Below are 20,027 nucleotides of genomic sequence, written 5' to 3'. Positions count from 1 at the left end.
GGCAGAGGCAGAATGAACAGACTTTTATTCTCCTCTGCTTTTCTTTGAAAATAACTTCTTATTTTCAGGGTGCAAAGTAAAGACCCGTCCCACCAATTCAAAATTCAAAATTCAAAATTCAAAATTCAGAATTCAGAATTCAGAATACCCCACACCTCCCCCAAGTCCCAAAAGTCCTACCCGTCCCACCAATTCAAAATTCAAAATTCAGAATTCAAAATTCAAAATTATTTTGTATCTTTGCCCCCTGAAAGGTAATACAACATTTTTTGAAGATGAATACCATAACAAAAACAAAATTCAACTTTCCTAAACAAAAGTCGCTGTACAAAGGAAAAGTTCGCGATGTGTATCAACTTAAAGATGATACACTTATTATGATAGCTACCGACCGCATCTCTGCCTTCGATGCCATTCTTCCTAAAGGTATCCCTTATAAAGGACAAATACTCAACCAAATGGCGGTCAATTTCTTACAAAAAACAGAAGATATAGTCCCTAACTGGTTGATAGCCTCGCCAGACCCTAACGTTTCTATAGGGCAAGTCTGCGAACCTCTGAAAGTAGAAATGGTCATTCGTGGCTACTTGGCAGGACACGCGGCTCGCATATACAAACAAGGTGTTCGAAAATTATCAGGCGTAGCTCTTCCTGAAGGTTTGCGTGAAAACGACATCTTCCCGCAGCATCCTATCATTACACCAGCTACTAAAGCAGAACAAGGACTACACGACGAAGATATTTCACGCGAAGACCTCATCAGGCGTGGCATTGTAAGTGAGGAAGATTACCGCTTGATGGAAAAATATACTTATGCTTTGTTTGCACGAGGCTCTGAAATCGCAGCGCAACACGGACTTATTTTGGTAGATACCAAATACGAATTCGGAAAAACTCGCGATGGCGAAATCGTCCTAATAGACGAAATCCATACCCCCGACTCATCTCGCTACTTCTACAAAGAAGGATACGAAGAACGACAAGAAAACGGGCAGCCTCAAATACAACTCTCTAAAGAATTTGTACGACAATGGCTTATCTCACAAGGATTTCAAGGTGAAAAAGGACAGAAAATACCACCTATGAGCGATGAGTATGTACAATCAGTATCTGAACGCTACATAGAGCTGTATGAGCAAATTATGGGCGAAAAATTTGTAAAAGCTGATACCACTGATATAGAAGACCGCATCTATAACAATGTAATGCGATTTTTAGAACAAAATTAAGTGAATCACGACGTATATATATCATTAGGAAGTAATTTAGGCAACCGAAAATCATACTTGCAGCAGGCTATTGAGGCTATTGCTACGCAGGTAGGTACTATTGTAGATATAGCTCCTATTTACGAAACTCCTTCTTGGGGCTTCTCTGGCGAAGCTTTCCTCAATACTTGCTTGTTATGTCGTACCCACCTCCCTGCCGAGGAGGTAATGGCTCAGTTGCTTCGTATTGAATATAGCTTGGGGCGTGAACGCATACCCAATAAAAAAGAATATCTATCTCGCACTATCGATTTAGATATTCTTTTTTATGATAATAAAATTATTAATACTGAATTTTTAACCATTCCACATCCCTTGTTGCAGCATCGTAAATTTGTGCTTAAGCCTTTGGCAAGCCTCAATGATACTTTGCTACACCCCGTGCTACAAAAAACGATAGCCGAATTGCTCAATACTACCGATGATACTTCACCAGTACAGCGATTGTCAGAACAATTAGCATTTCCTGCTCAAAAATCACCTTTTTTGCACTACAAATACATTGCTATTGAAGGAAATATAGGCGCAGGAAAAACTACGCTGGCTACCAAAATAGCACAAGACTTCAACGCTAAACTTATTTTAGAACAATTTTCAGATAACCCCTTTTTGCCAAAGTTTTACCAAAACCCCAAGCAATATGGTTTTACGCTCGAAATGTCGTTTCTTACCGAGCGATACCAGCAAATGAGTGAGCAATTAGCCCAAATGGATTTGTTCAAAGAATTTGTTGTTTCTGATTACGATATCTTCAAATCGCTTATATTTTCCAAAGTAACGCTTACAGAAGATGAATTTATACTCTATCGCAAGCTATTCTATATTTTATACAGTCAAATCATTAAGCCCGATTTGTATGTATTCCTATACCAAAACACCGATCGCTTGATAGAGAACATAAAAAAACGGGGAAGAGATTATGAACAAAACATCTCCCCCGATTATCTTAAAAAAATCCATTACGGATACTTAGATTTTATACAGAAAAATACAGCTATCAATTCGCTTATTATTGATGTTACCGACCTTGATTTTGTAAAACACTACAGTCATTACGACCTGATAGTGCAAAAAATCAGAGAGAATTAGCCAAGAATTGCGCTGTATAGCTTTCGCTGTGCTTAACGAGTTCTTCAGGTGTACCTTGAGCTACAAGATTACCGCCTTTAGCCCCCCCTTCTAAGCCCAAATCAATTACATAATCTGCCGATTTTATCATTTCAATATTGTGCTCTATCAAAATTACAGAATGTCCCTTCTCAATAAGAGCTTGTAATGAAGTGAGCAGCTTGCGTATGTCGTGAAAATGCAAGCCTGTAGTGGGCTCATCAAAAATGAAAAGTACCTTTTCCTTACTCTCCGATTTTGATAAAAACGAAGCTAACTTAATGCGTTGCGCTTCCCCTCCTGATAAAGTAGATGACGACTGCCCCAAGGTTACATATCCCAAGCCCACATCTTGCAAAGGTTTGAGCTTCTCGGCTATTTTCATTTGATGACACTCTTTGAAAAAAGTTATAGCATCATCAATTGTTGTATTTAGCAAATCGTCTATATTTTTACCTTCAAAAGTAACCTCCAGTACTTCTTTCTTAAAACGCTTGCCGTTGCAGGCTTCGCAAGTAAGGTGCACATCAGCCATAAACTGCATCTCAATGGTTACTTCACCTTCGCCTTTGCATACCTCACAACGCCCTCCCTCTACATTGAAAGAGAAGTGTTTAGACTGAAAGTTACGCATTTTAGCCAATTTCTGTGACGCAAATAAGCTCCTAATATCATCATACGCTTTGATGTAGGTAATAGGGTTAGAACGGGTAGATTTACCAATAGGGTTTTGGTCTACAAATTCTACGTTCTTCAGTTGCTTGTATTTGCCTTCTAATTTAGTAAATTGACCTATTTTTTCGCTTGCTTCTCCCAATTCTTTCTGTATGGCAGGGTACAATAGTTTTTTTATTAAAGTAGATTTACCGCTTCCCGATACACCTGTTACTACAGTAAGCATATCCAGCGGAAAAGTAACATCTATGTTCTTTAAGTTATTCTCTCGGCAGCCTACCAAACGAATGTAGTGCGGCGAAGTACGCCTTTTAGTAGGTACTTCAATAGAAAGCCTACCGCTAAGGTATTTCCCCGTGAGGGTATCGGCTTTTAGCAATTCTTGATAAGTACCTTTAGCTACAACTTCTCCGCCGTGGGTACCAGCTTCAGGACCTATATCAATAATATAGTCGGCAGCTTTCATTATATCCTCATCGTGTTCTACTACAATTACGGTATTTCCTAAGTCGCGAAGCGCTTTTAGCACCCCTATAAGCCGCTCAGTATCACGAGGGTGCAAGCCAATGCTGGGCTCATCCAAAATATACATCGAGCCCACCAAGCTACTTCCCAAAGACGTTGCCAAATTGATGCGCTGGCTTTCTCCTCCCGATAGTGTGTTTGATTTGCGGTTCAGGGTAAGGTAGCCCAGTCCCACATCGGCAAGAAAGCGCAGCCTATTATTGATTTCTATCAAAAGACGCTTCGCTACTTCCTGCTCGTAAGGCGTAAGCACCAGCAACTGGAAAAAGCCTTGTAGTTCCTCAATAGGCAGTTCTACCAAGTCCGATATACTTTTACCAGCTATCTTCACATAGTTAGCTTCTTTGCGCAAGCGCCTTCCGTGGCATTCGTGGCAACGAGTTTTACCCCTATAGCGTGCCAAAAGTACCCTATTTTGTATTTTATAACTCTTTTCTTCTAATTCTTTAAAGAATCCCGTAAGCCCTGTAAAGTGCTCATTGCCGTCCCATATCAGCTGTTTTTGAGCGTCAGTAAGCTCAAACCAAGGGCGATGAATAGGAAAATTAAATTTATAAGCGTTATTAACCAATTGGTCTCTATACCAACTCATAGTTTCGCCTCGCCAAGGGTAAATGGCATTTTCATATACCGAAAGCGCTGTATTGGGCACAATGAGTTCTTCGTCAAGCCCTATGGTATCGCCATAACCATCGCAAGTAGGGCAAGCTCCATAAGGATTGTTAAAGCTGAATAAGTGTACATTAGGTTCTAAAAAAGTAATACCGTCTAATTCAAATTTATTGCTGAAATGTGTCTGTACTACTCCATCCATTTCTTGAAGGTAACACTCACCTTTGCCTTCAAAAAAAGCCGTATCTACAGCATCTGCAAGTCTATGACGAAAATCTTCATCGTGTTGCACAATTACCCTATCTACAACCAACTGAAACTGTTTTAAATTAGTAGGAAGTTGATCGCCATCTATACGCAGTATTTTTTCGTTGTGAAGAATACGCACATAGCCCTGTTGTAGTAGTAATTGCAGTACCTGCTCGGTAGTGCGGTCGGCAGGGATAGTAATAGGAGCCAATAATAGTAATTTAGTACCATCAGGGTAGGCGAGTACAGCATCTACCACATCACTTACGGTGTGTTTTTTTACCTCCTCACCCGATATGGGCGAATAAGTTTTCCCTATACGAGCAAATAGCAGTTTCAAGTAGTCATATACTTCTGTTGAGGTACCTACTGTAGAGCGAGGGTTTGAAGTATTTACCTTCTGCTGAATAGCGATGGCAGGCGCAATACCTACAATATTATCTACTTTAGGCTTATCAAGTCGCCCCAAAAATTGCCGAGCATACGATGATAAGCTCTCCACATAGCGCCTTTGTCCTTCAGCGTAAAGGGTATCAAACGCCAATGACGACTTCCCCGACCCCGATAAACCTGTAATTACTACAAACTTATTGCGGGGTATGGCTACTGTAATATCTTTTAGATTGTGTAATTTAGCTCCTTTTATAAGTATCTCTTCAGTTTTCATTCCAATTACTAATAAACATTAGTTATTTTACGATGTATTCAGTGTCAGTATATTGCGACACCCTAAATCCTCCCAAAGGATTTTGTTTCTTGTTTTGGGTATTTATAATGTTACCCACAGCTCTTGCAGGGGTTGAATAATTACCTTGTCGGGTAGGGGGACTCAATAAAAACTGAGCAAACTCTTTATATGACGGATTTACCCGATGAAGTCTCACACGTATTCTGTCATTTTGCTTTAAATCACCCTTTTTTCCAAGTGTTATAAAGAAAAATTGGTTATTAGCAATATAAGTATCGTCCAATAGTCCAAAATATCTTTTACTAACGTCATCGTTTTCGTCTAAGCGCACCAAATAAGTGTTAGCTGTACCATCATTAATACCACTAAAGAAGAATTTTAGCTCTATTTGCTTCCCTAAAAGCCCCCCATCGTTGCGCTGTAGCACTCTGTTTAGCGGAATTATAGGAGCTTCAAGCATCTTGCTCTTAGCTTTGTAAGTCTGTCCATTCAGTTCAATGGTCAGTTCATACACTTCCCCTAAACTTACGGGTATTCCTCCAGCAAATGTATAGCGGCTGCCACCTTTTAGGGGTACTACATTAGCACCTGTAAGTGTAGTAGTGCCATCCCATAGGCTCAGCTGGTAGGTGCGTGTAGCAGTGCTAATCTTTACTACCGCGTCAGTAATAGCAGGCGAGGGGGTGTCCGAAAAATAAGGCTGTGTACGGCTGATATCTACTATAGGCTGCGCTTTAGCTTCCCCTTTTTTCCAGTCTAGGGCAGCATCTATTACCAGTTGCTGAGGAGCATTGTCCAATTCAAGGTCTATTACCTCCTCACACGAGCTGAATATCAATAAACTGATAACTATTATATATAATTTCTTCATCGTTGTCCAATAGTTTTTATTACCAATGTTTCCTTAAAAAGAAAAGTTATAGGTAACGCTTGGTATAATGCCAAATATAGAAAGTTTTACCGCTTCATTGCGGTTTGTTTCCTTGTTTTCCCTGAAAGAAATACTCACGGCATTTTTGCGGTTGTATGCGTTGTAAACCCCAAATACCCATTCGCTTTTCCAGCGTTTGTTAGTCTGCGAAGGCGTATAAGTTGCCGAGAGGTCTAATCGGTGATAAGTAGGCAGCCTATATTGGTTGCGTTTGCTGTAATTAGGAATTGTATTCCCCAAATAATAGTATTTGCCTACAGGGTAGTTCGCAGGCAAGCCCGATTGCAGATTGAATACCCCGCTAAAACTCCATTTGGGGCTAAGTGCATAAGTAGCTGTAATTGATAAATCGTGAGGTTTATCATAAGCGGTACTATACCAGTCTCCGTAGTTGATGCCTATTTCTTCAGCAGTACGTCCTGCCGTTTTCATTTCCGATTTTGAAAGTGTATAAGCAATCCAACCCGTCAGTTTACCTGTGTTTTTTCGCAACAAAAGTTCCAAACCATAAGCCCTATTGGTACCCGATAGCAGTACCCGCTCTATAGCCTCATTTGCAATCAAGTTCGCCCCATCTATATAGTCCAACCGATTTTCTACACGCTTGTAATAAGTCTCTATTTCAGCCGTATATTTATCATCTACAAAGTTTGTAGCATAGCCCAAAGCCCATTGGTTAGCAAGTTGTGGCTTGATAAAACTATCACTCGGTGTCCACACATCTAAAGGCGTAGGCGACCCCGTGTTAGAAATCAAGTGGATATACTGTGCCGTGCGTGCGTAGCTCGCCTTTACCGAGTGGTTGTCGTTAAAAGCGTAGCTCATTGTTAGGCGAGGTTCTAAATGTGAGTAAAGGTTGATAATCTTATTGCTGCCGTAATAGTCAGTACCTATAGGCGTTGCCGAATAGTATATTTGCCTATCCCTATTGAAAAGCACAGCCTCGTTATTCTTGTAAACGTTCATTGTTCGCCTGCCTAAGTGATAAAAATTACTAAAGCGCAAGCCATAAGATACGTTTAGCCCCTCTGTTATTTTCTGCTCAGCATCTATATAAAAGCCCATTTCAGCAGCGTATTTATGAGCTAATACCCTTTCTTTGATAGTTGAAGTGTCAGAGGTCGGAACTATTTTACCAGGTTTAAAAACGTAATATAGCCCCTGCACCCCATAAGAGAGCTTCAATTCTTCCGATAAGTAGTTTTTAAAGTCGTATTTCAGGTTGAAATTCTCAATCCCCGAAGTCCATTTCATATCTATCAGATTAAAATCAAACAAGTAATCGTAATTACTGTAGATTGCCGAAAGGTTAGAGAACAGTTTGTCAGTAAATAAATGATTCCAACGCAAGTTTACTAAAGCATTACCATAAGCATTGGTAAGGTTACTACTCAAGCTAAAGTAATCACGACCAAAATACCCCGATAAGTACAGAGCGTTATTGGGGTCTAATTGGTATGAAAGTTTAGTGTTTAAGTCGTAAAAATAAGCAGAGTTCTTATTATTGCTCAGTTTCAGAAATAAATGAGCGTACGAGGCACGCCCCCCTATCAAAAACGAAGCTTTATCTTTCACAATAGGAGCTTCTACCAATAGCCGTGATGATAATACCCCAATACCTCCTGTAGCCGAGAGTTGGTTTTTATTCCCCTCTTTTTGGTAAATATCAAGTACTGAAGAGATACGCCCCCCGTAACGTGCAGGCATACCTCCTTTGTATAGCTTCATATCGCGTACAGCATCAGCGTTGAATACACTCAAAAAACCAAATAAGTGAGCCGAATTAAAGATAGTAGCCTCATCTAAGAGTACTAAATTTTGGTCGGCAGCACCTCCGCGCACGTTAAACCCCGATGAAGCTTCCCCAGCATTACTCACACCAGGCAGTTGCATCAGCGATTTTATAATATCTACCTCCCCCACCAGCACAGGCAACTTTTTAGCCGTAGCTACGGGCAGCGCCACCACACTCATTTCGGGTTTGCGTACTGCCGCTTTTTGTGTAGTGGTATGAGCCGTTAGGTCTACCCCTGTAAGTTCTATTTCAGTAGGCGATAGTTTGTAATCTTTGCGTATGTTTTTATTTAGCGTAATGCTTTTTTCTATAGTAGCATAACCTATGTAATCAATAGCAATGGTATATTTACCTTCAGGCAACGTAATCGAGTAAAAACCGTACTCATTAGTTGTAGTTCCCGTTTCTAACTCTTTAATTACAAAAGTTACCCCCAGTAATTTCTCACCATTAGTAATATCAGTAATAACACCACTGAGGGTATAACGTTGTTGTGCTACAATAAAGTTAGAGATTAGCAGTAAGCATAATAGCAATCCTTTTTTCATTGAGTTTTATGTATAAATAAAGCAACTTTTATTTTCCTTTACCACCAATAGCAGGGTCTTTCATTCCCTCCTCAATCATATTGTAAAATTGGTCAAGTTTAGGCAATACCACTATGCGCGTACGGCGGTTTTGGGCGCGCCCTTCTGCTGTAGTATTAGTAGCCAGCGGAACGTAGTAACTACGACCAGCAGCTGTCATACGCTCAGGAGCTATTCCAAAGTCGTTTTGTAGCACACGCACTATTTCAGTAGCACGCATCACGCTCAAATCCCAGTTGTCGCGTATACAATCTTTTTTGATGCGTACATCATCAGTGTGTCCTTCTACCATAAATTCAAAATCAGGCTTATTGATGATTACTTTAGCCACCTTTTCTAGCACGCTCTTTGCGTTTTTAGAGATAGTATAACTACCACTGCTAAACAACATCTTATCCGATATGTTGATAAAAACAACCCCTTTTTCTACTTTTATGTCTACATCTTGGTCATCAAGGTTGCCCAATACACCTTTCAGACTTTGTACCAAAGCAAGGTTTACCGAATCCCTACGAGTTACTGCATCGCGCAAGTTCTTTATTGTCAAGTCCTTTTCGCGCAAGCTCTCCAATGATTTTTCAAGGTTCTCAGCCCCTTTTTTTGTAAGAGTGGTCAAGTTACCCATATTGTTCAATAGCTGCTGGTTGTTTTCCTTTAGCAAGTCAACTTGGTTTTTCAAGCTCTCACTCTTGTAAAGCAACTTGCTTTTTTCATCTTCACACATATTTAACCGCACTGTAGCCGAGTTTAGCAAATCTTCAGTTTGCTTTTGGCGTTCTGCCAGTTCAGCATATTTCTTTTTTGATACACACGAACTAACCAAAAGTCCTATTACCGATAATGTAATTACTAATTTTTTCATATATTTTATTGTTTTAAATTGAAAGTTCAAGATTCATTTTTTTCAGTTCTTCCTTGTCTATTTCTTCAGGTGAGGGCATTCCCTTTATCGTTTTTGGAGTTATTTGTAGTTCCTCTTCACTAAAAATACCCTCTTTGCTCAAAATACGTTCATCACCTCGCCACACAAACTCACGAAATTTGCGGTCAGCCATAGGCAATTTCTCTTCCGGATACAATTTACCCGATGGTTCAGTGATAAACACCGTTTGTTGCACCTGCTGCTTCTTGTCCAAATATATCTTTATCCTACTACAACTCAGCTTGTTGATGCCTACAAGTTGTTGGCTATCGTTATAAATGTAGTAAATAGTCTCCGTATTCTGAAAAAAGTCTATTTGTCTAAGCGTATTATCCCTAAATTTACCATATAGCAATTTTCCTTTCACTTGGTTATAACCATCGCCCAGTGTGTCTTTTTCCACTACCAAAGCATTGTCAAACACCTTTAGCGAATCCAGCTTTTCCGTTTTAAGATTAGCTATCAAGTGTATGTTAGTACCCGTCATTTGGCTTTCACCCGTCCAAGCAACAGGTTTGCCCAGCAATTGGGTTAGTCCATTAGCTTCGTCAGAGTGTATCGAGTCGCATTTAGCTTGCATATCTTTTTTAAAAATACGAGCATCAGGATAAGCACGTATAATCCGTTTTTGAGGTTTCCCCGTTACAAGTATCCGTTTCCCGTGCATATACATCGAGTCTTTCTCTACCAAAGTGATGATTACCGCTTTTTTAGTGATAAACATAGAGTCTTTAGCCTTGTGTATTTCCCCGTAATGCCCTTTCACCACCGTCTTATTCACCGTGTCCAAAATCACAATATTGTTACTCCCCGATGAAAACTGACGGCGTTTGTCAAAATACAAACTGTCGCCTACCAAAGTCTTAAGGTCATACTCTATTTTAGCGTGTTTCATAAAGTACCCTTGCTCGCGCCGCGTGTCGTAAAAACCCCGCTCGCAATATACCTTATAGTCGCTACCTTTTATAGTCGTTTTACCGTAAAAATAAGCATTTCCCGAATTGTGGTAGTAATCCAACACCTGCGAATTTACCACAAAATCCTTATTTACTATCTTTACCGAATTAGTAAATTGATTTTTTTTAGCCGTTACGTAATAACGCCCCGTTTTGCTCGTCAGCTCGTTGTCAGGGTCAGTTATCTTTCCAAAATTGTTGTAATAAGCCTCCTGAGTATTGCGGTCAAAGAACAATTCTTCAGTCTCAAGAGTCATATTCCCGTTGTGCAGTACCACCCCTTTTTTAGCAACTGCTGTTTTGGTATCACCTTTGTATGATATGTATTGGCTGCTCATTTGCAGGGTATCCCCCTGCTGTAGTTGCACATCACCGTGAGCAATCACCTCATTGCGTTCCTCGTATAGCACTGCCAAATCACACCATATTTCCAATCCCTGATGCCTAAATTGCACACGCTGCCCGTCCGATTTAAATATCGTGGCACCTGGGAACTTTACATTGTCAATAGTAAATTCCCCCCCGTACACAATCTCTATCCGCTTAGTTTTGCCCTCATTTTGAGCCCTCAGCGCATTGCTAAAAGCAAAAAAGCAAAGTACTATGTAGCATAAAGTTCTTTTCATTCAGTCCGTTTGTCCTTATGGTTTAATCCTTTCGGCTATCCAGTGCGATATGAATGCAGGTTTTGCGCCCCCTATCTTTTGTGCGTAGTGATAAAGCTCTACCAGTTTGTGTTCCTCGTCCAAGTACCTACCCTTGCTTTTAAAACCCTGCATCACATCACCCATAAATGTCTCCGATAAAAAGTTGATGTCGTATTCTTTTATCACAAATTCGCGGTGATTGCGTTCGCTCATCATATCCAAAGCCCATTGAGTATATTTCACATTATTCACGTGCGAATTGATATCCAAATCACTCATTCTTACCTCAAATTCCTTTACCAAATCCATTTCTTCAGGCAAGGCAATACGTTCCGTTTGAAATGAAAGACGCCCATCAGTACGTGGGTGGAAAAGCCCCTGTTGCGCTGTAAGGTCTATCGGTCTGCGTGTTTTGATATCCATTGTTATCCAAGTGCTCGCACATTCACCTATCTTTTGGTCGTTCCAAAATAGTTCAAACTCCCTAAAAGCATACACACCTTGCACAGGTAGCGACCACGTTTTTACTGTGATGCGGTCGTTCCAATTAGGCCAGTAGTTCATTTTCAACTTCTGTTGCACCAAAGCCCAAAAAAATCCACGTTCCACTAATTCTTTATAGCCAAAGCCCAACAAGGCAGCGTGTTCCGATGCTATATCTTGCAGCATCCCAAGCACCCCATACAAGCCCAATTGGTTGTTCAAGTTCACTTGGGTGCTACGCACTTTATAGGTTTCTGTAAAAATTTCCATTTTATTTTAAAATCTTTTCTATTTCTTTCACTACACCCGCTTCGTTATTGTCGTATTCAGTTACGTACTTAGCAAGTGCTTTTAGTTCCTCCTGAGCATTTTTCATAGCATAGCTGTGCTTAGCGCATTGTATCATCTCCACATCGTTCATATGGTCGCCAAAAACCACCGTTTCTTCAGGAGTAATTTCCAGAATCCGTTGCAAATGCGTTATAGCATTACCCTTATTCACATCTTTGCCCGTAATGTCCAGCCATATTTCCCCCGAAATAACCACATTGAAATCATTTTGGTACTTTTTCAAGTACTGATATGAGTTAAGTCGTGATATGCCCTCATCGCATATCGTAATTTTGAAAATATCATCATCAATAGCAGCAAAATCACTCACCGTAGTATGAGCAGGATAGTGCCGTGCTATTTCGTCAAAAATCCACTTACTATCAGTTTTTATATACGCCCTATCACGCCCACAAAGTGCTACCCCTATTCCGTTTATTTCGTTGCAAGTACGCATAATAGGCAAATAGTCAGCAGGAGTTATAAGTTTTTCAAAAAGAGTTTTATTTTGGTATATTAGCGAAGCACCATTATCAGGAGCGTAAGCAATGTTGTTTTTGATAGGGGCAAAGAGCTCGTGCAAACTCTGTATTTGTCGCCCACTAGCTACGCAAAACAAAATATCCAGCTCCTGCATACGTTCAAAAGCCTTCCAAAAAGAAACAGGCACTTCCTTTTCGTTGTTCACCAATGTACCATCAATATCCGATACTATAAGTTTTATCATACCACGATTTTTTGGCAAAAGTACAAATTAATTTTGAAACAGCCAATTCCACCCCAAAGTGATTAAAAAACTTTTTCTTCTTCCCCCGCTGGTGCGAGCTTGCAGCTCGTACCCAATTCAAAATTCAAAATTCCCCACCCGTCTCACAAGTCTTACAAGTCCCACTTTCTTTGTTTTTACATACCTTTAGCCTTTACTCTTAAGACTTATTATTGTAAACCTATTTCAGGATATGACATTCTTTTCATACTCCCATCGTCCCAATTCTTTTCTCTTTTCTAACTGGTGCAAGGCTAACTTCTTTATTTCGGTATCATTAGTCTCAGATGCCAATTTTTCTAATGCTAAAAGACTCTCAGGCTGTGGTTGTGCTCCTATGGCATAAATGATTTTTCGCACATAAGGATATTTGAAGTCATCGTCTTCTAAATACTCAGGAATGTTGTCTATTGCTTTTAATAAGATTGGAATGTTTTTGGTACTATTATTCCACATTGTTTGAAATAAATCAACAATATCTTCGTGGGAATTATGAAAATTCAATAAAAGCAATCTCCTTAAAGGTTCTTCGTTAGAAGGATTAAAATAATTTAACAACCACCCCATTAGGATAACATTTTGTACTGTTTCTATGTTCTTTTTTTCTAGTAATGCATATATTGCATCATTAAATGATGATTTATCAATTTTTTTTAGAAAAGCTTTCAATTCTTCATCATCTTTTATTTCCTCTGTAAAATAATATTTATCCATTATATTATTTATAATATCAACAGTTTGCATATTTCTCCTAATTTTTAATTTCTTTTACAAACTTAAACTCTAAGATATTATCATTAAATATTTTCAATGCTTCTCCTTTTCCAAGTGCAATATTCACTTGTCCTTTTTTAAGTTTAAATCTTGCATATTTTTCATTCCAAGGAGAAATGTCTAATTTCAAATTCTGATGCTTTATTTTGTTATTTCTAGCTGCTACACCTATGTTCTCTAATTTCTCAATACCTTAAACTGAACTAATATTCCTTCATAGCCTTCTGAAAAAGCCATATTAGGTGAAGTGGTAGTCTCTCCTGTAGCCCGTATTTTATTTGTTCTTAAAAGTTCATCATAATGTTCTTTAGACATAGTGCGATAAAACACTTCTCCATTTTCATAAACTTCATAATCACCTATCTTCTTAATAAACTTACCTAAATTAAGTTTTTCAACTAACTTAGAAACGAACTCTTTTCTTTATTAATTTTATTCATTCACATAATATAGTTCTTTCTCCATTTCATAAATAATTATTTTAATAAAGTCAAGTTCTTCAAGTCCTAAATCATATTTTTCCCAAGGAGATAGAATGTCTTTGTTCTTTTCAATATAGAACTTTATTAAATCTAATATGTATGGACGATTCTCAATTCTTTCATTATTATAATTTATAATTCGCTCTTGTTCCTCTTTGTTATTTATAACATTATACAATGAAAACAATTGCTTTTTAAAATTGTTTTCCCCAAAGAACACAATAGATTCCTCAAGAGAATAATTATTAGATGTTAATATGATATTAAACATTGGAGAATATTCATCATATTTTTCTCCCCAATCCATCGTTTTTTCTTTAATTAAACAAAAAGGTTTGGTATTTCTTTCTATTTTAATCATATTCTTTGCTCTATACTAAATAATCTATAATAACAAGTTGTATTAAGACAAAATGTTTATCATATATATAAGCCAATAACCAATGATTCCAACAATATCTGTTACATAGTTTAAGATATATTTCTTATTTTTAAAAAATACCTTTTCAAACCTTGTAGAATGTTTTGTTCTTTGTCTTTGTGTAGGTTCTTTATAACACTCTGCCATAAGTTCTTCAAAAATATATTCTAACATAAATATTAACTCTTCTTTCTTATCTTCTGGTATATACACTACATCTTTTGTTTTCCAGATAGTCCAATCAATATTGTGTTTTATCGAAAATCTTAGAAGGTAGGGATATAGATATTCCCACATAATAGGGTGCAATTCTATTTTTTTATCATTACATTTTAAAAACATAAGTACTATTTTATATATAGAGGCTGTTTAAACTTTTTCCTACCTGCGCCAATTCCACCTCAAAGTGATTAAAAAGAACTTTCTCTTCTTTGGGCTACTCTCTTTTAAAAGTTAGAAATATGAAACTACTTTCTTTGTTTTTGCATATCTTTAGCCTTTACTCTTAGGACTTATCATTGTACACTTATTTCAGGATATGACATTATAGTTTATCTTTTAATTGTTTGCCCAAGATGGTTAGTCGATATTTTTGTAACTTACTACTAGGTTTCTCAGGAATAGTCATTTCTATAAATCCTTGTTCCAATGCAGGTTTTAAATATTTTAATCGAAAGTGTTCCCTGTGAGAAAGTCCCAACATATCTTGTATTTCTTGTCTATCCATCTCTTTGGATAGTATTTCAATCAATTCTTTGACTTGCGCGGTAACTTGCGCGGTATCCTGCGCGGTAACTTGCGCGGTATCCTGCGTGGTAGCGGGAAATATCATTCGTAAAAAATTCTCTGTAAACTTGAAACATTCTTTTCCATAGTTTTTTAGAATACGAGGAACGCCAGACCCTAAATGCTCTACTAAATCCAAATCTCTAAATACACGCATCAACTCTTTATTGCGTGGTACCGAATAGCCTTCAAAAAACTCTTTCTCTGTCATTCCTTGTGGCAAACTACCAAATGAGGTAATCTCAATCCTATCATCAAAAAACTCAAATTTGGGTGGTACTTCCAAGGTATAATCGTTATGAACAATGGCATTAATTACAGCTTCACGCAAGGCAACAGGGTTCCATAATCTGGTTTCTTTTCGTTCTTTGGGTGTGATTTTTGCCAATGTCTTATTTTCTACTCCTATCTTATCCAACACCTGCTTGGTTGCTTTTATCAATGAACAATACCCATACTCGTTGTTTTCAATCAAGTCAACACGATCTAAACCATCGTATTTTGCAACTTTCACAGATATTCCATTAGTATCAGCTAATAGATATGCTACATAATTGTACAAACCTTCTTCTGTAAGAAGTTCCAAATTGGGTGCAAACTGCTGATTTAGCATCTTTACTGAGCTTTCATAATATATTTTGAGTTGCTCAAAAGTAAGATTCTGGTTTGGAAACTTGATTTTGCCAATTGAGTTACGAGTGCGTTTGGCAAACAGAGATTCTATCATTTTTATGGGCATTGGCTCGGCAGCCGTTCCAATACGAATAAATGTGCCTTTTTCCGACATCCCAAGTTTCTTGATATAGTAAGGTTTTTCAGTACCACTTGCCAATGTGATTTTAATTACATTTTTTGAATCTATAGTTTTTGCAGATACATCAAACAACCCCATACAAGAAGGTGTAATATTATTTTTTAGTCGGTCTTTGATTTTAAGCATATCCCCATCAATGTCAGAAACACCAACAGCCTTTCCTTTCTTGTCAATTCCAATATAAATTATCCCTCCTTCTTGATAATTCAGAAAAGCGACTACCTCTTTTTCCAAATCATCTATAAGTTCTTGTTTGTATTCTATACGATTAGTTTCTGGATTCATATATAATATCTTTCTATTCATATTTAAGTAATTCAACTTCCGCCAATTCCACCCCAAAGTGATTAAAAAGAACTTTCTCTTCTTTGCGCTACTCTCTTTTAAAAGTTAGAAGTATTTAGTTACTTTCTTTGTTTTTGCATACCTTTAGTCTTTGTTCTTAAGACTTATTATTGTAAACCTATTTCAGGACGAGACAGTATCATATATTTAAAATTCCATCAACGATTCTATACCCAGTTGCATTATTCTCTTTTAATTCTTCAACAATCTTTTCAGAGAAAAAAATAGCTGCACCTATAGAAATTACATCATATTCTATTTTCTCCTTTAAATACAAATCTACTTTTGTCGTATATTTATATTTCGATTCGGAGTTTTCATAATCTTCATAGTCTATAAAAGAGAATACATCTCTATCCCGATGATAGAAAGTACTTTTTTGAAAATCAAGAACTTCAAAACTCCATACAGGGAAACCTATTAGGAAATAGTTACCATCAAAAGTATCAATCTTTACAGGAATTTTATTGTGAATAGGTAATTTGTATGCAGATATAATATCTACAATCTTTTTGCTCACTAAGAAATCAATTCCTAATTCATAAGGAGCGTAATACATAAAATCTAATTTCTTAATACTTTTAGTCATAGGGAAATAGATGACACTTGGACATTTTTTTAAATCAAACTGCTGAAATGTTTCTATACGAACCCTTTTTATATCGTTACTGTTGCTATCAAAAAAGCTGTTGAAATATTCTTTATGTTCATCTTTTTCAAATGAGTTTTTCTTTATTTCAACTGCAAAACTCCCATTTCTTCTTCCTGTTATTTTAGGTTCGAAGTCAAACTTTATATTATAAAACTTCATAATGTATACTTTTACTATTAATGTTTATTCTTATTCTTTTTCATACTCATCCCATTCTTTAAGAATTTCTTTATCTATGATCTCAGATCGTGGCAGATAAGTATTATATCCATATTTATCCATTGTTTTAATAAGTTTTCCCGTATCATCAGAAATAAAATATGAAAATAAATTCTCTTGTTCAAACAATTTTGAAACAGCTATTACAACCCAGCATTGTCGTTCAGTATCATATATAGCCTCCTCTATACTATGATTTAGCTTTATATCATATTTTTTTTCTATACAAGCCTTTATTTGCTTTGTTATTTTTATAATTTGTTCTTCTGTGTGTTTCATTGTTTATTTATTTTAGCATGTCTTTTTCTAACAATATCAATGTAATCTTTTGCGTGTTCAATCTGATGTTCTTTCAATTCATTTTTTTGTTCCATTAATTTATCAAACACATACTCTTCCTTTTCTAATTCTGTTTGAGCATTATATTTTTGATCACCTAACTGATAATTTTGTTTTGCATGGTAACACCTTTTCTCCATTTTCATCATACGCCTCATAAGGTGTTCCTAAGTGGTCGGTGAGGATGCTATATGATTTATCACCTACAAGTTTAGCCGCAGGCACAAAGGAGTTCTCATCAAATACCCAAGTGATAAGGTTATCAGTTACAGGCTCTTCCTTGTCGTAAACCAACAAGTTGTCCTTATCTCTACTGAGATTAGGTCGCTCACTTAGGTCATACTCCCACTCGTGGAGTGGTACATTCCCATCCCATAGAAAACGCTTGATGCGCTTGCTACTGAGGTTTATCTTTGCGGTGCGCCTGCCGAGGGCATCATACTCAAAGGCAAAATGTACTCAATATTTTTTTTGTAAAATAGGTAAAGTGCTGTGCTTTCCAAAGGAATATCAGTGAGTTCTTCCTCTTCAGGAAGTGGTGCATAGTGGCGATGCAGGTTCTCCCCACTGCTGATAACCGCTTCCCAATCCCGCCCTAAAGTATCGGATGAAAACTCGTTCGCTCTACATTAGGATAACTCTTCATAAGTGTTATACATTTTGAAGGTCTACCTTATTCTTTAAGTTAAACTATGTTTTTTATAAAAACAAATTGAAGGATCTATGAAATCACTAAATTTTTGATCTGTATAGATATTAATTAACTCTATTTCTTCATTTAAATAGTTAGCTATACTTTTAATTGTTCTTTGGTTTTCGTTTTTCCATAAATCTTGTAAATAAAACAAAGTTTTATTTTTTTTATTAATATAAAAATCAATAGCTTTTGTCTCTAATATCTCGTCTCTTATCAGTGTACTATAAGCATTAAAAAAGTATTTCGCATTAAAAACCATAGTATTTTTTATATATACATATTCTCTATTTTTATAGTATGATTCCCCTATAACTACATAAAAAATCTTACCATTCCCTTTTGTTTTTTCTTCATACTCAAATATATTCTTTTCGATCCATTCTTCAGTAGCTCCATTTCTTCTAAATATATCTAATTCATAAGACTGATAATATTCCACCCAAATAGGAGATAATAAAAAATCTCTAATTGTTATTTTGTCATATTTTATAAAAATATTACCTAAATGCTGATACATAGTTAATGTTTCTTATCTTTAATCCTCTTTTTAATTTCTTTTAATTCGTCTTTAGTAGTCTCCCTTATATCAATTTTAAGGTCTATACCTAATTTTGACAATGCTTTTTCAGCTATTTGAAATGCCTTTAAGCGTCTATTATTCACAGAATATTGGACTTTATTAACTTTAGCAACTCCTATTACTGGTATTCCGTCTATATATGGGTTAAGTTCATTTCTTTTTAATAGCGGATCTTCTTTAATCTTATCTAAAATTCTAACTTCATCTTCAATTATATCGTTAGCCATATCTTGAACTGTTTTATTTGAGTGATAACCTCCAAATGTTGTAGAAGCTTTCGCATCATGGCTTAATGAAATTGATGATGGACTTACTTTCTCCAACCCCCACGGATCAATCCACTCATTACAATCGAATACATACCCATAAAACGCCAGCCCACCAGCCAACCTTATCGGGTCTTGGCTAATATAAGTGCCGCTTTCAGGTGAGTAATACCTAAACCTATTATAAGCTAACCCAATCTCCTCATCATAATACTGTCCTTGGTATAAGAAAGGAATAAACGAGCTATCACCAGCAATAGCATTCCCGTAAAGGTCTAATTCTTGTGCCCACACCTTCTGCCCATTTTCATCATACGCCTCATACGGCGTCCCTAAGTGGTCGGTGAGGATGCTATACGATTTATCACCTACAAGTTTAGCCGCAGGCACAAAGGAGTTCTCATCAAACACCCAAGTGATAAGATTTTCTGTTATAGGCTCTTCCTTGTCGTAAACCAACAAATTGTCCTTATCTCTGCTGAGATTAGGTCGCTCGCTTAGGTCATAGATGATATATTATTTTAGCAAAAAGCAATGTCAGCTGTACCTATCTCTACAATGTTATAATTACCATCTTCTACTTTAATTTTAATGCCGCAACCATGTTCAATATCAAACTCTGTCCTAAATCCTAATCCGAATAATTCACATTCATTTTGTTCAAACAGAATGAAAATTTTTAATAGTTTTATCTCATCATATTCTATATTTATATGATAAATATTTTCACCCCATTCCTTAACAGCATCCATACATTTATTGTACCATTTTGAAAAGTTATCTATAAAATCAGCTATTTTTTTGCAATAACTATCACTTAATTTCTCTTCTGAAGCGTCCAAATCATCAGATAAGATTAGTCTAATTTTCTTATTTATTTTCCTAATAAAAATTTCTTTTGAAAGATCTTTATCAAACTTAATTTTTGTCTCTCTCATTTTTCTAATGGTATTTTTCATTCAATTCTTTTGCTTTATCTTTAGCAGCTTTAGTATCATATTCAACTCCAATTTCAAATTGTTTAACAGCTCCTTCATGAGGTAATTTTGCTTTGTGTTCTGAGGTATAAACTAATTGCATTATACATGAATTTGTTTTTTCATCATATGCT

General features: G+C 36.7%; 22 protein-coding genes. 2 read left to right on the top strand and 20 right to left on the bottom strand.

Annotation, left to right across the window (positions count from 1 at the left end):
• Positions 1 to 275: 275 nt before the first annotated feature.
• Together J4N46_RS12130 and folK are read left to right on the top strand one after the other, a co-directional pair.
• Positions 276 to 1,229 carry a phosphoribosylaminoimidazolesuccinocarboxamide synthase gene (locus J4N46_RS12130; protein ID WP_009415448.1) on the top strand — a complete coding sequence of 318 codons (954 nt, stop codon included), beginning with the start codon at positions 276 to 278 and terminating at the stop codon, positions 1,227 to 1,229.
• On the top strand, positions 1,230 to 2,357 hold the full coding sequence (gene folK / locus J4N46_RS12125; RefSeq protein ID WP_208059501.1) for a 2-amino-4-hydroxy-6-hydroxymethyldihydropteridine diphosphokinase: 1,128 nt from the start codon (positions 1,230 to 1,232) through the stop codon (positions 2,355 to 2,357).
• On the opposite strand, the gene uvrA is transcribed toward folK, so the two are convergent.
• The 20 genes from uvrA to J4N46_RS12025 all read right to left on the bottom strand — a co-directional run bounded on the left by uvrA (position 2,344) and on the right by J4N46_RS12025 (position 19,875).
• Positions 2,344 to 5,103, bottom strand: coding sequence for an excinuclease ABC subunit UvrA (gene uvrA, locus J4N46_RS12120; RefSeq protein WP_208059500.1), 2,760 nt, complete (start codon positions 5,101 to 5,103; stop codon positions 2,344 to 2,346). The two genes, folK and uvrA, sit on opposite strands and share 14 nt — an antisense overlap.
• A gap of 22 nt (positions 5,104 to 5,125) precedes the next feature.
• Entirely contained in the window at positions 5,126 to 5,995 is an 870-nt protein-coding gene (locus tag J4N46_RS12115; protein ID WP_208059499.1) for a DUF4249 domain-containing protein, read from the bottom strand.
• A 33-nt stretch (positions 5,996 to 6,028) separates the two neighbouring features.
• Positions 6,029 to 8,398, bottom strand: a complete 2,370-nt coding sequence (locus J4N46_RS12110; protein WP_208059498.1) for a TonB-dependent receptor — start codon at positions 8,396 to 8,398, stop codon at positions 6,029 to 6,031.
• 28 nt (positions 8,399 to 8,426) lie between these two features.
• Entirely contained in the window at positions 8,427 to 9,299 is an 873-nt protein-coding gene (locus tag J4N46_RS12105; RefSeq protein WP_208059497.1) for an OmpA/MotB family protein, read from the bottom strand.
• A 13-nt stretch (positions 9,300 to 9,312) separates the two neighbouring features.
• Entirely contained in the window at positions 9,313 to 10,941 is a 1,629-nt protein-coding gene (locus J4N46_RS12100) for an OstA-like protein (protein WP_208059496.1), read from the bottom strand.
• Positions 10,942 to 10,956: 15 nt separating this feature from the next.
• Positions 10,957 to 11,715 (bottom strand): acyl-[acyl-carrier-protein] thioesterase, encoded by a 759-nt coding sequence (locus J4N46_RS12095; protein ID WP_208059495.1) that lies wholly within the window; start codon positions 11,713 to 11,715, stop codon positions 10,957 to 10,959.
• Between the two features lies 1 nt (position 11,716).
• A complete protein-coding gene (locus tag J4N46_RS12090; protein ID WP_009415440.1) occupies positions 11,717 to 12,502 on the bottom strand; it encodes an HAD family hydrolase in 786 nt (261 codons plus the stop codon).
• A gap of 225 nt (positions 12,503 to 12,727) precedes the next feature.
• Positions 12,728 to 13,285, bottom strand: coding sequence for a HEAT repeat domain-containing protein (locus J4N46_RS12085; RefSeq protein ID WP_208059494.1), 558 nt, complete (start codon positions 13,283 to 13,285; stop codon positions 12,728 to 12,730).
• A gap of 7 nt (positions 13,286 to 13,292) precedes the next feature.
• Complete coding sequence (locus tag J4N46_RS12080; protein ID WP_208059493.1) at positions 13,293 to 13,445, bottom strand: hypothetical protein; 153 nt, start codon at positions 13,443 to 13,445, stop codon at positions 13,293 to 13,295.
• Between the two features lie 47 nt (positions 13,446 to 13,492).
• Positions 13,493 to 13,630: a hypothetical protein gene (locus J4N46_RS12075; RefSeq protein WP_208059492.1), complete on the bottom strand. Its 138-nt coding sequence runs from the start codon at positions 13,628 to 13,630 to the stop codon at positions 13,493 to 13,495.
• 117 nt (positions 13,631 to 13,747) lie between these two features.
• Complete coding sequence (locus tag J4N46_RS12070; RefSeq protein ID WP_009415428.1) at positions 13,748 to 14,158, bottom strand: hypothetical protein; 411 nt, start codon at positions 14,156 to 14,158, stop codon at positions 13,748 to 13,750.
• 42 nt (positions 14,159 to 14,200) lie between these two features.
• Positions 14,201 to 14,560: a transporter gene (locus J4N46_RS12065; protein ID WP_208059491.1), complete on the bottom strand. Its 360-nt coding sequence runs from the start codon at positions 14,558 to 14,560 to the stop codon at positions 14,201 to 14,203.
• A 202-nt stretch (positions 14,561 to 14,762) separates the two neighbouring features.
• A complete protein-coding gene (locus J4N46_RS12060; RefSeq protein WP_208059490.1) occupies positions 14,763 to 16,103 on the bottom strand; it encodes a Fic family protein in 1,341 nt (446 codons plus the stop codon).
• A 199-nt stretch (positions 16,104 to 16,302) separates the two neighbouring features.
• Positions 16,303 to 16,974, bottom strand: a complete 672-nt coding sequence (locus J4N46_RS12055; RefSeq protein ID WP_208059489.1) for a hypothetical protein — start codon at positions 16,972 to 16,974, stop codon at positions 16,303 to 16,305.
• A 30-nt stretch (positions 16,975 to 17,004) separates the two neighbouring features.
• Complete coding sequence (locus J4N46_RS12050; RefSeq protein ID WP_208059488.1) at positions 17,005 to 17,313, bottom strand: hypothetical protein; 309 nt, start codon at positions 17,311 to 17,313, stop codon at positions 17,005 to 17,007.
• Positions 17,310 to 17,513, bottom strand: a complete 204-nt coding sequence (locus J4N46_RS12045; protein WP_236013976.1) for a zincin-like metallopeptidase toxin domain-containing protein — start codon at positions 17,511 to 17,513, stop codon at positions 17,310 to 17,312. Before J4N46_RS12045 ends, J4N46_RS12050 begins: the two co-directional genes overlap by 4 nt.
• Positions 17,467 to 17,667 (bottom strand): hypothetical protein, encoded by a 201-nt coding sequence (locus tag J4N46_RS12040; protein ID WP_236013975.1) that lies wholly within the window; start codon positions 17,665 to 17,667, stop codon positions 17,467 to 17,469. Before J4N46_RS12040 ends, J4N46_RS12045 begins: the two co-directional genes overlap by 47 nt.
• Positions 17,668 to 18,053: 386 nt before the next feature.
• Positions 18,054 to 18,587, bottom strand: a complete 534-nt coding sequence (locus J4N46_RS12035) for a hypothetical protein (protein WP_208059486.1) — start codon at positions 18,585 to 18,587, stop codon at positions 18,054 to 18,056.
• Between the two features lie 2 nt (positions 18,588 to 18,589).
• Positions 18,590 to 19,375, bottom strand: coding sequence for an RHS repeat domain-containing protein (locus tag J4N46_RS12970; protein ID WP_317194303.1), 786 nt, complete (start codon positions 19,373 to 19,375; stop codon positions 18,590 to 18,592).
• A 62-nt stretch (positions 19,376 to 19,437) separates the two neighbouring features.
• The gene (locus J4N46_RS12025; protein WP_009416155.1) at positions 19,438 to 19,875 is read right to left on the bottom strand and encodes a hypothetical protein; all 438 of its coding nucleotides are present in this window, start codon (positions 19,873 to 19,875) and stop codon (positions 19,438 to 19,440) included.
• Positions 19,876 to 20,027 lie beyond the last annotated feature (152 nt).

The sequence above is a fragment of the Capnocytophaga bilenii genome (assembly GCF_017565765.1).
Taxonomy (GTDB): Bacteria; Bacteroidota; Bacteroidia; order Flavobacteriales; family Flavobacteriaceae; genus Capnocytophaga; species Capnocytophaga bilenii.
The sequence above is the reverse complement of the archived record's forward strand: the minus strand, read 5'-3'. Positions and strand labels throughout refer to the sequence as shown.

Excerpts from the sequence above, each read along its gene's own strand:
- J4N46_RS12130 (WP_009415448.1), top strand. The coding sequence starts at position 276 with ATGAATACCATAACAAAAACAAAATTCAACTTTCCTAAACAAAAGTCG.
- J4N46_RS12055 (WP_208059489.1), bottom strand. The coding sequence starts at position 16,974 with ATGAAGTTTTATAATATAAAGTTTGACTTCGAACCTAAAATAACAGGA.
- J4N46_RS12115 (WP_208059499.1), bottom strand. The coding sequence starts at position 5,995 with ATGAAGAAATTATATATAATAGTTATCAGTTTATTGATATTCAGCTCG.
- J4N46_RS12085 (WP_208059494.1), bottom strand. The coding sequence starts at position 13,285 with ATGCAAACTGTTGATATTATAAATAATATAATGGATAAATATTATTTT.
- J4N46_RS12095 (WP_208059495.1), bottom strand. The coding sequence starts at position 11,715 with ATGGAAATTTTTACAGAAACCTATAAAGTGCGTAGCACCCAAGTGAAC.
- J4N46_RS12035 (WP_208059486.1), bottom strand. The coding sequence starts at position 18,587 with ATGTATCAGCATTTAGGTAATATTTTTATAAAATATGACAAAATAACA.
- uvrA (WP_208059500.1), bottom strand. The coding sequence starts at position 5,103 with ATGAAAACTGAAGAGATACTTATAAAAGGAGCTAAATTACACAATCTA.
- J4N46_RS12090 (WP_009415440.1), bottom strand. The coding sequence starts at position 12,502 with ATGATAAAACTTATAGTATCGGATATTGATGGTACATTGGTGAACAAC.
- J4N46_RS12075 (WP_208059492.1), bottom strand. The coding sequence starts at position 13,630 with ATGTCTAAAGAACATTATGATGAACTTTTAAGAACAAATAAAATACGG.
- J4N46_RS12110 (WP_208059498.1), bottom strand. The coding sequence starts at position 8,398 with ATGAAAAAAGGATTGCTATTATGCTTACTGCTAATCTCTAACTTTATT.
- J4N46_RS12050 (WP_208059488.1), bottom strand. The coding sequence starts at position 17,313 with ATGAAACACACAGAAGAACAAATTATAAAAATAACAAAGCAAATAAAG.
- J4N46_RS12065 (WP_208059491.1), bottom strand. The coding sequence starts at position 14,560 with ATGTTTTTAAAATGTAATGATAAAAAAATAGAATTGCACCCTATTATG.
- J4N46_RS12105 (WP_208059497.1), bottom strand. The coding sequence starts at position 9,299 with ATGAAAAAATTAGTAATTACATTATCGGTAATAGGACTTTTGGTTAGT.
- J4N46_RS12060 (WP_208059490.1), bottom strand. The coding sequence starts at position 16,103 with ATGAATCCAGAAACTAATCGTATAGAATACAAACAAGAACTTATAGAT.
- J4N46_RS12045 (WP_236013976.1), bottom strand. The coding sequence starts at position 17,513 with ATGGAGAAAAGGTGTTACCATGCAAAACAAAATTATCAGTTAGGTGAT.
- J4N46_RS12025 (WP_009416155.1), bottom strand. The coding sequence starts at position 19,875 with ATGAAAAATACCATTAGAAAAATGAGAGAGACAAAAATTAAGTTTGAT.
- J4N46_RS12100 (WP_208059496.1), bottom strand. The coding sequence starts at position 10,941 with ATGAAAAGAACTTTATGCTACATAGTACTTTGCTTTTTTGCTTTTAGC.
- J4N46_RS12070 (WP_009415428.1), bottom strand. The coding sequence starts at position 14,158 with ATGATTAAAATAGAAAGAAATACCAAACCTTTTTGTTTAATTAAAGAA.